7 protein-coding genes are annotated in these 9346 nt (G+C 48.6%); 3 read left to right on the plus strand and 4 right to left on the minus strand.

Going from position 1 to position 9346, the window contains the following annotated elements; genetic code table 11:
• Positions 1-251 precede the first annotated feature (251 nt).
• The 4 genes from phoA to GN208_RS04470 form a co-directional block, all read right to left on the minus strand.
• Entirely contained in the window at positions 252-1688 is a 1437-nt protein-coding gene (gene phoA / locus GN208_RS04455) for an alkaline phosphatase (protein WP_015422431.1), read from the minus strand.
• A gap of 81 nt (positions 1689-1769) precedes the next feature.
• On the minus strand, positions 1770-3350 hold the full coding sequence (locus GN208_RS04460) for an alpha/beta hydrolase-fold protein (protein WP_061057624.1): 1581 nt from the start codon (positions 3348-3350) through the stop codon (positions 1770-1772).
• A 79-nt stretch (positions 3351-3429) separates the two neighbouring features.
• Complete coding sequence (locus tag GN208_RS04465; RefSeq protein ID WP_243828300.1) at positions 3430-4056, minus strand: ATP-binding cassette domain-containing protein; 627 nt, start codon at positions 4054-4056, stop codon at positions 3430-3432.
• A gap of 41 nt (positions 4057-4097) precedes the next feature.
• Positions 4098-4994: a LysR family transcriptional regulator gene (locus GN208_RS04470; protein WP_004237043.1), complete on the minus strand. Its 897-nt coding sequence runs from the start codon at positions 4992-4994 to the stop codon at positions 4098-4100.
• Between the two features lie 107 nt (positions 4995-5101).
• On the opposite strand from GN208_RS04470, the gene GN208_RS04475 reads away from it, so the two are divergent.
• From GN208_RS04475 to GN208_RS04485, 3 genes are all read left to right on the plus strand, one after another.
• Positions 5102-5545: a PACE efflux transporter gene (locus GN208_RS04475; RefSeq protein WP_004242064.1), complete on the plus strand. Its 444-nt coding sequence runs from the start codon at positions 5102-5104 to the stop codon at positions 5543-5545.
• A gap of 538 nt (positions 5546-6083) precedes the next feature.
• Positions 6084-7961 carry a glycoside hydrolase family 3 protein gene (locus GN208_RS04480; RefSeq protein WP_004237037.1) on the plus strand — a complete coding sequence of 626 codons (1878 nt, stop codon included), beginning with the start codon at positions 6084-6086 and terminating at the stop codon, positions 7959-7961.
• Positions 7962-8030: 69 nt separating this feature from the next.
• Positions 8031-8450 (plus strand): lysozyme inhibitor LprI family protein, encoded by a 420-nt coding sequence (locus GN208_RS04485; protein WP_004237036.1) that lies wholly within the window; start codon positions 8031-8033, stop codon positions 8448-8450.
• Positions 8451-9346 lie beyond the last annotated feature (896 nt).

Here is a 9346-nt window from a genome sequence, read left to right on the forward strand (position 1 = left end):
ACCGCCGCCATCAGAATAAAAAATCGCATAAAACACACAGTCTTACGGAATACAGGATGTCTGCCCCGGAGCCGGGACATCGGATAAGTATACCTTATGGTAAATATATTTCAAAAATCATCATGTTACAAAAAATAATAAAAAACCGCCGGCACAGAGTACCGGCGGCAGCCACTGCTGAAATCAGCAAAATGATGCAATCAACATGAAGAAAAGCACTTCAGAACAGTGTGAATATCAGGTACCGCAGATTACTTCAGCTCCATCGCGTCCCGCATGGTGAAGAACAAATCTGTCTGATCCGTCAGACCCACCACATTCGCCGCCCCCGGACCGTATGCCGCCACACGCAGCTGGGCACCGGTATGCTCCTGCGAATCTGATTCCGAGTTACCGTAGTTAACTGCCATCACGCTGCCGTCTTTGGTCAGCAGTGCCTGAGTCAGACCCGGTGAGACTACATCCGCTTCAATAATCTGGCTGGAATGAGCATGATCAGCGGTCACAATCACCAGCGTATCACCATGTTTTTTCGCGTATTCCATACCGATTTGTACCGCTTCATCCAGTGCAACGGTTTCGCCGATCTGGCCGCAGGCGTTTGCCGCGTGATCCTGTTTATCGATAGAGGCGCTTTCCACCTGTAAGAAGAAGCCGTTTTCATGATCTTTAAGCAGATCAATGGCTTTTTCAGTCATCTGAGCCAGTGTCGGAGCATTCGGATCCAGTTTTGAACTTGGCTTACACTCCACGACAGGTTTGTCGAGGTTGCCGCGGTAGGAGGCTTTCGGACCTTCCCACGCCACTTCCATATTGCCGTCACTGAATAATCCGAGCACCGGTTTATCCTGATTTGCCGCTTTCACATCCGCCAGCGATTTGGCATCTTTCACAACCAGATAACCGCGTGCCGCTGCCTGCTCTTCCAGGGTTTTACCTGCATAGTCCCCGGCTTTGGCTGTCTGGCGGAAACTCTTCGCACCGCCGCCGAGCGTGACATCCGCACGGGCATTCAGCAGTTGTTCACTGATGGAGCCCAATCCGCCGTTTTCCAGCGCATCTGCACTGCAGCGCTCTGCGGTTTCTTCCGGGCCGTAGCATTTACGCTGGCTGATATGTGAGATCAGTGCAGCGGGTGTGGCATCCTGAATTTCAGATGTGGTGACATTCCCGGTCGCTTTGCCGTTTTTCTTTGCCAGCTCGAGAATGGTGGTGTGCGGTTTGCCGGTAACATCGATGCCCAGCGCACCGTTATAGGTTTTCACCCCGGAAGCCCAGGCAGTCGCAGAGGCAGCAGAATCAGTAACATAATTCGGTTTCTGTGTTTTCTTATCGAGCGCATACGTGGTGTACTGGCCGGTCAGCGGCAGGGAATCAATTCCTTTAAACACGCCACCCGCGCCTTCTGCATAGTTACGCGCCACGGTAATTTCGGAATCCCCCATACCGTCGCCGATAAACAGAATCACATTTTTTGCTTTGGTCTGACCGATAGCCGCTTTCAGCGCCTCAGTCTGATCGGATGACAGACGTCGCGCACCGCCGAACTCCGTGATATTGCCTTTGGCGGCGCGATCCTGTGCCAGAATGGCATCTGCATTCCCCGCTGCAACTGCCGGTAATGCAGAGCCTGTCAGCAGTGCCAGAACGGCAGCTGCAACCCGTGTTTTCATCGTCGCATGAAGCATGAGCAGAATCCTTGTCATTAATAAAATAGTCAGTTATCAACGCAGGACAGCCTAATCCGCTCTTATGACATCAGCGTGACACTATTGTGACCTCTTTGTGTCAGTCAGATGCATCAGCCCGGAATGCAGGGTTTCGCACCATGAGACATAGTCATGCCCACCCGGGCGCTCCTCACGGGTAACCTCGTAACCTTTTTCCTGTAAAACCTGATACAGCGCCCGGTTGTTATGCAAAATCCCGCCGGCACCGGCACGGGTTTCAAACACACCGGCCTCAAGAAAAAACCGCAGCGGAAGTTTGTGAGTACCTGCAAACTCGCGAATCAGCCATTCCGGCGGCTCTCCCTCCGGTGACCACCAGTAAGAACCGGACATACTCAGCACATTGCCGAAACGGTGAGGTAATTTCATCGCATTCCAGGAAGACGCAAGGCCACCGTAACTGCTGCCGGAAACAATGGTCCGCCCCGCCGGGATATTAATACCCTGCTGTGCCAGCCACGGCATCAACTCTTTGTCCAGAAACTGCGGGAATTGCTCATTCGGCGGCAACTCTTTGCCGCGCTGCTCACTGCTGATACTGTCCACCATCACCACATACAGCGGCGGAATTTCCCCGCGCTTCACCCACTGATCAATAAATGTGACGATATGATAGTTTTTGCGGTATATCTGCCCGTCAAACAGCACCAGCAACCAGGGCTCCGCACCCGGCTCCGGCGGGGTATACACCGCAATTTCCCGCTGATTATTCAGGATATCGCTGTGCAGCTGATGCAGCGTCACCGTACCAAAAACCGGTTGTTGTCCGGGCGCCCGGAAATCACACACTCTGTTGTTATCTAACGCAATAATGGCATGGCGATTAAATTCATCTGCCCCGTCGGCACCCGCACTCAGCGGGTTACGCGGATCCGCCTGTGCCGTGCTCAGCAGCGCTTTACGGCGGGCACCTTCAACGGAACTGTCAAGCTGCGGAATATCCGGGGCAATTTTATACTGACTGACAGTCTCTGCGGGAACAATGTAGGAGCGATACCAGATATCGGTATCATTCAGTCTGGCCATCGGATCATGCTGTCCGGAAGGCGCACCAAGTATGTAAGCATTCACTTTCGCACCACGCCAGAGAAATGTGATCCGCTTGTGGTGCTCGTCATACTCCTCAACCAACGGGGTTTCTGTCACCGCCTGCCAGAAAGCCGAGGTATCGCCCCCGTTAACCAGCGTTATCAGCTGTTGCAGGCGCACACTGTCCACCGGCAGGGAGATGTTTTCAGCTACCGGCTGATACGGATAGTTAGTAAGCGCCAACTTCCATTCAGAGCCCGGTATCCCCTGTGAGGTCAGTGTCCAGGTGTCATCAAACGGTAATGTGAATGTCACAGATTGCATTTCTGTGACAGGATTGTCGGTAAGCAGCGTCCGGCGGGGTGTCATCTGACTGTCATAGAGTGACAAATCACGGATATTCTCACTTTCCGCAATCACTACCTGTTTTTCTGACAACGGCAACTGCACACAGGCCTGTCCGTTGTGATCAAATGTGCCGGTAATCGTCATCGTCTGTTTTTCATCCGGAACGGAAAGTGACTGACAGGAAGAAGAGGCCTGCGCGGAAAATGCAGAAAATGCCGCGCAGCAAAGCAGAGTTTTTTTCACGTCGCTGATCCTTCAAAATCAGTAATAATTATCATTATTATTTATCAGCTTCGTATTTTTATGCCACCGGACGGAAAAGTCAAACTGCCACATCAGACAGCAGGCTCTCTTCCGGCTCTCCGGCAATCCATACCGATGTGCAGACCTTTTCCAGCAGCGCCTTATTGTGACTGAATACCACCAGCCCGAGCGGCCGTTTCTCTGATTCTTCAATCAGCACCTGCCAGATCTGTGCCTGAATATGTGCATCCAGCTGCGCCGTCACCTCATCGGCGATCAGGAAACGGGTACGCGGATCTAACGCCCGCAGCAGTGCGATTCTCGCCAGTTCCCCGCCGGACAACTCATCCGGACGACGTTCCAGCCAGTGAGGCTCAATGCTGAGCTTTTCCAGCCATTCCGCATCCGGTTTCCAGGCATCATATAACCCGACACCGGTCGTACGGTACGGATTAAAACACTTCTCAGGATGCTGCGGTACCAGCTGTACCGGACAATAGCCGGCTTTCGGTAGCGGTTTGCCGTCGAGCAGCAGTTCCCCGGCATGCGGTTGCTGCCACTGTGCCAGGACCCGCCCCAGCGTTGTTTTCCCGAACCCGCTGAGTGCGGAGATCCCCAGACGCTCACCGGCATTCAGCCGGAAAGAAAGGCCGTCCCACAATGTTTTTCCGCCCTGGATAACCTGTAAATCGCGGATTTCAAACATACGCTTTTCCTCTCTGCTGATTTATCCCGTTATCATAACAACTAATTTCCCGCAGACACACGGCTTTCCGTCAGCAGCCCGATGCACTCCTGAGCACCACGTTTAAGCACATCCCCTTTCCGGCTGACAATATGCACCGGCAGAACCAGACCGTTGCGGGTATTGCGGAATGACAGGACTTTCAGTGTTCCGGACGCCACTTCCGCCCGGATCATGGATTCCGGCAGATTCCCCCAGCCGATACCCGCTTTAACCAGTCCCAGTGCCACCGAAAAATTATCAGTCTGCCAGGTTTTCGTCGCCATCTGTGAACGCACATCAGTGAGAGAATGGTGAAGACTGGCAATAACGATTTGTTTTGCCTGTACCAAATCCTCAATATAAACAGATTGTTGTTGTGATAAAGAAGGATGCGTGGCTGAAATGGTGGCCACCAGGGCTTCATGACCGATACAGTGAAACTGCTCGCGCGGATCCACATACAGCCCGCCGAAAACCAGTGCCAGCTGGATCCGCCCCTGATGCAGCAATGGCAGAATGTCATCCTGTGACCCGGATAAAATTTCCGTTTTCAGCAGCGGATAACGCTGATTCAGTATCTGCAGTGCAGAAAACAGATCCTGCGGATTCACACAGGTTGCAACCCCCACCGCCAGTGTGCTCTCCACGTCCTGCGTCAGTTCACGGGTAAACACATTCAGCTGATGAATTTTATCCGTTATCTCTCTGGCATACGGTGCCAGCGCCAGGGCTCTTTCTGTCGGTACCGGTGCCCTGCCTGAACGTTCAAACAGTGCAAAACCCAGTTCAGCTTCCAGATTACTGACCGCCATACTGACCGCTGACGGCACGCGGTACAGCGCTCTTGCGGCGGCTGAAAATGATCCTTTCTCCAGCACCGTCAGAAAAAGCTGCAAGTTATCACTGTTAAACGGCATATACCCTCCGGCCTGTCAGAAAATCTGATAGTAGCTGACTTTTATTATCATCTCTATTGATTTACTTTCCCTGCATTCTTCACAGTAAACAGCAGCAGGATATCAATATGCAGGGTTTAAAACGAAAACTGGTCTTTATCACCGCTTACGAGCTCATCGGCTGGGTCATTTCATCAGTTGCGCTGGCCATACTCTCCGGTAATTCAGCCGGTGTAACCGGGCCGCTTGCGCTGGCAATTACCACCATCGCCGTCAGCTGGAATTTTATCTTTAATACATTGTTTGAATTCTGGGAATCCCGCCAGATTTCCCGTATCCGGACATTCCGCCGCAGATTCGTACACGCCGTTCTGTTTCAGCTGACACTGGTGGTTTTCCTTATTCCGCTGATTGCATGGTGGTTATCGGTCAGTTTAATACAGGCTTTCCTGCTGGATTTTGCCCTGATTATTTTTATCCCGATCTACACATTTTTCTTTAACTGGGCGTTTGACAAACTATTCGGAGTTCCGGCTTCCGCATTGCCCCGGAAAGAGACAGCCACACATTAATAATAATATTAAAAATAGCCATACCGGTGAAACGGCATGGCTTTTTACCTGATAAAAACAAAATTTAAAAACTAATATTTAATCCCCAAACCAGTCATACCTCTATTTCCTGTTAGTTTAAATTCAGCATTACCTTTATTAATTTCAATTCACTCAACAGTTTCATCAGGATCAACAACATCCCGCCCTGACCGGGAATTTGCTTCCCGTCATCACCTGCGCCCGGCTTAATACCGGCCCGGTTATCAGTCACAGTCAGGTCAGTAACATTCTTTTCATGCTAATAGGTTATCGCCGCTGACGCTGTCATTGAATTCACTAAAAGTACGCCGCAGATGACATTTGCAGTGCTGTTTTTTGCATCATTTTTTGATTTCCTTATCTGACCGTTATATCCTGCTGACAAACAGAAATCAGAGTAAAAATTCGCCGGATGGAGCTATCAGGATGAAAAGAACTATCAGCAATCTGATAGCTCAGAAAATAAAAATAACCGGCCACAATAAACAGCTGAAAACATCATGAAAAGGATGTCATTATGAAAAAGGTATTGCTGTTATTTATATTATTCAGTTTTCAAATTATCGCAGCACCACTGACTCCTTCAGATATCGATGCACTGAAAAAAGAACCGGAAAGGGCAGCAGAAAACATTGTTGCATCCATGAGTCAGACAGAAAAAATTGGTCAGCTGATGATGCTTGATTTTCGCTATTGGGATATATTCCGGAGTCCGGTTCCTGTTCCCGTGATCAATATAAATAACGATATCAAAGATATTATCTATCGTTACCGGTTAGGTGGCATTGTATTATTCAGGGAAAATTTAATTAACACCCCCCAGACAGTAAAACTGATCAATGATATTCAGTCTTCCCGTTACCGTCTTCCGTTATTTATCAGCACTGATCAGGAAGGTGGTTATATAACCCGGCTGCGGGTTGGTACAGAAATGCCCGGAAATATGGCTCTCGGAGCTACACGTGACCCGGATTCAGCAAGACTAACCGGTGAAATTCATGGCAGTGAGTTATCTGCACTGGGATTTAATATGAATTTTGGCCCGGTTGTGGATATCAATAATAATCAAAATAACCCGGTTATTGGTGTACGGGCGTATTCTGACAGAAAAGAGCTGACAGAAATCCTGTCAGCCGCCTATATCCGTGGTATTCATCAATACGGACTTATCACTGCTCTGAAACATTTCCCCGGACACGGCAATGTCTCTGCAGATTCACATGTCGCCCTTCCGGTTGTCACATCAGATGAAAAAACCTGGCGGCAAACAGAATTACCGCCATTTATTTATGCGCTGCAACATGGTGCAGATGCGGTTATGACTGCACATATTATTGTTCCGGCACTGGATGACACAAAAATAAAAACCCGTGACGGTTCAGAAGCAGGTACACCAGCCACATTATCAAAACCTATCCTGACCGGCATATTACGCAAAGAACTTCATTTTCAGGGGCTGATAATTACGGATGCCATGGATATGAAAGCCATCACTGATAACTTTGATCTCAATTTTGCCGTTGAGCACGCCCTGTCTGCAGGCGCCGATATTATCCTGATGCCGGTAAAAATGTGGGATGAAGAAGCAGTTAAGCGCCTTGATAATTTATATCGCTATCTGGATGAACAGGCACAGAAAAACCCGGAACTGCAGCAACGTATTGATGAATCCGCAAAACGGGTGGTTCTGATGAAGCTGAATAAAGCCATCAGCGGAGCACCTGCGGATCCGGTGAAAGCACAGCAAATTGTCGCCTCAGTACAGCATAAAAATCAGGAAAATAAGGTATCTGAACAGGCCGTTACCATAATAACAAATGACGGTATCCTGCCTTACCAACTGAAACCGGAAAATAAAATTCTGGTAATCTCCGATGAATATCCCCGTAATCAGTTAATTAAAAAGCATCTGAATGATATTGCACGGGAAACGGAAACCCGTATTCATGTCACTGCACAAAAAATAAAAACAGATAAGAAAACGCTCTCTGAAAAGAAAATCAGCACCATGATCAGCGGGCAGGATATTATTTTACTGGTCACTTACAACCTGCGGGAACGTGATACAAATGCACAATTTATCATCAACTCCGCTAATGATGCAGGCATTCCCTTAGTCGTGATATCTTCACGGGATCCATACGATATTGCGAGTCTGAGTAATGTAAAAGCCAATATTGCTATCTATGGTATTATCGGATTTGATATTACAAATGGTCAGCGTAATGCACTGGAAACGAATATCCGGAGCGGCTTGCGGACGTTATTCTCCGGTAAAAACGCCCGCCCGCTTAATTATCCCGCCGGACGGTTACCCGCAGACATTAAAGACCCGGAAAGTGGTATTATTTTATACCCTTATGGCACAGGGGAAACCTATGATAAGCAGGATTAGAAATACATCTGCCGGAATCTTCATCTGTCAGCCGGACAGTAACGAACAGGATTGAAATAAGGAATAAGCATGAATTTATCCCGCACTGCTGTAATACTGGGTATCGTCGGTCTGAGCATCAGCTTTCCCGCTGTAACGATGGCGGAAGAGAAAGGATTAAGTCCGCTGGAACAATGCTATCAGTCTGTCGGGGATTCACCACGGACAAAAATTGCAGGCTGCCTGGGTGCAAAACTGAATGCCGCAAATACCCGGCTGAATACGATTCTGGCACAGCAAAAACAGGAAATTGCATCACTCCATTCAGCCGGAAGTGAAAAAGCCATTCAGTCACTGAATTTGTCACATTCCGCCTTTATCACTTTCCGCGATGCTGAGTGCCGGTATCGCTATGATGCAACTCTCGGTGGTAGTGGTGCCGGCGATATCATGAAAGCCTGCCAGATTGACCTGACAAATTGGCGGATAAAACAGTTACAGGAAAATTAATTCACAGAAAAAACAGCAGATAACGCTATTCCGGCACAGAAATACCGGCCAATGCATTTCCACCACAGAGCATCCCGGTCAATTCATTATCTGCTGTTTTTTTTCACTGATTTCACACAGCCTATCCTGCAGATGTCATCCCCGGCAATATTTATTACTCTTGTGTAGCCGTACCCTCTGTCTTTTCCTGAAACAACTAAGATAAGTATCTATATTATCTGCAGACTACCATTATTAACCTGATTATCAGGATGATGATGAAAATATCATCATGATGACAGATAAAATACAAACGGAATTATTTTTCTGGTCACAGTCAGATTCCGGGAAGGCGATTAATTATCTGATTTTTTGTATTCAGAGGGATAAAGGGATGGCAAAGATGTCTTTATAAATACCACTCTGGTCTGCCCGGCCTGTTCGCCGGGAAACCATATCGATGAGCAGGCTGCGGACAGTTCATCAGCCCGGGCGCTTTCATGAGTCTGCTATCCAATACTGAAACTTCTTTCGATGACTAATATTATGAAGTTCCTGTATCTGACGGCGTAATATAACCCGCCAGCCATCCGGCTTATCAGGCCAGCTTTTCCGGTATTTGTAGCTGCTGCATGAACCCAGGACTCCCGGCAGAGTTTGCCCACAAGATAGTGCGTTCTGAATTTCCCGGTTACCGGGAATTGTTCGGGGAGTCTGGTATCTGGCACGTGGTGACTTTTTTAATAAAAGGATATCCGGAGAGAAGTGGATTCAGAATAATTTTTCTTTTCGCCCAAACGCAAAAAAGCCACCCAAAGGGTGGCTTCTTCACTTAATAATAACCTGGCGGTTCCCTACTCTCACATGGGGAGACCCCACACTACCATCGGCGCTACGGCGTTTCACTTCTGAGTTCG

Origin of the sequence: Morganella sp. HSTU-ASny43 (genome assembly GCF_022819185.1) — a bacterium.
GTDB lineage: Bacteria > Pseudomonadota > Gammaproteobacteria > Enterobacterales > Enterobacteriaceae > Morganella > Morganella morganii.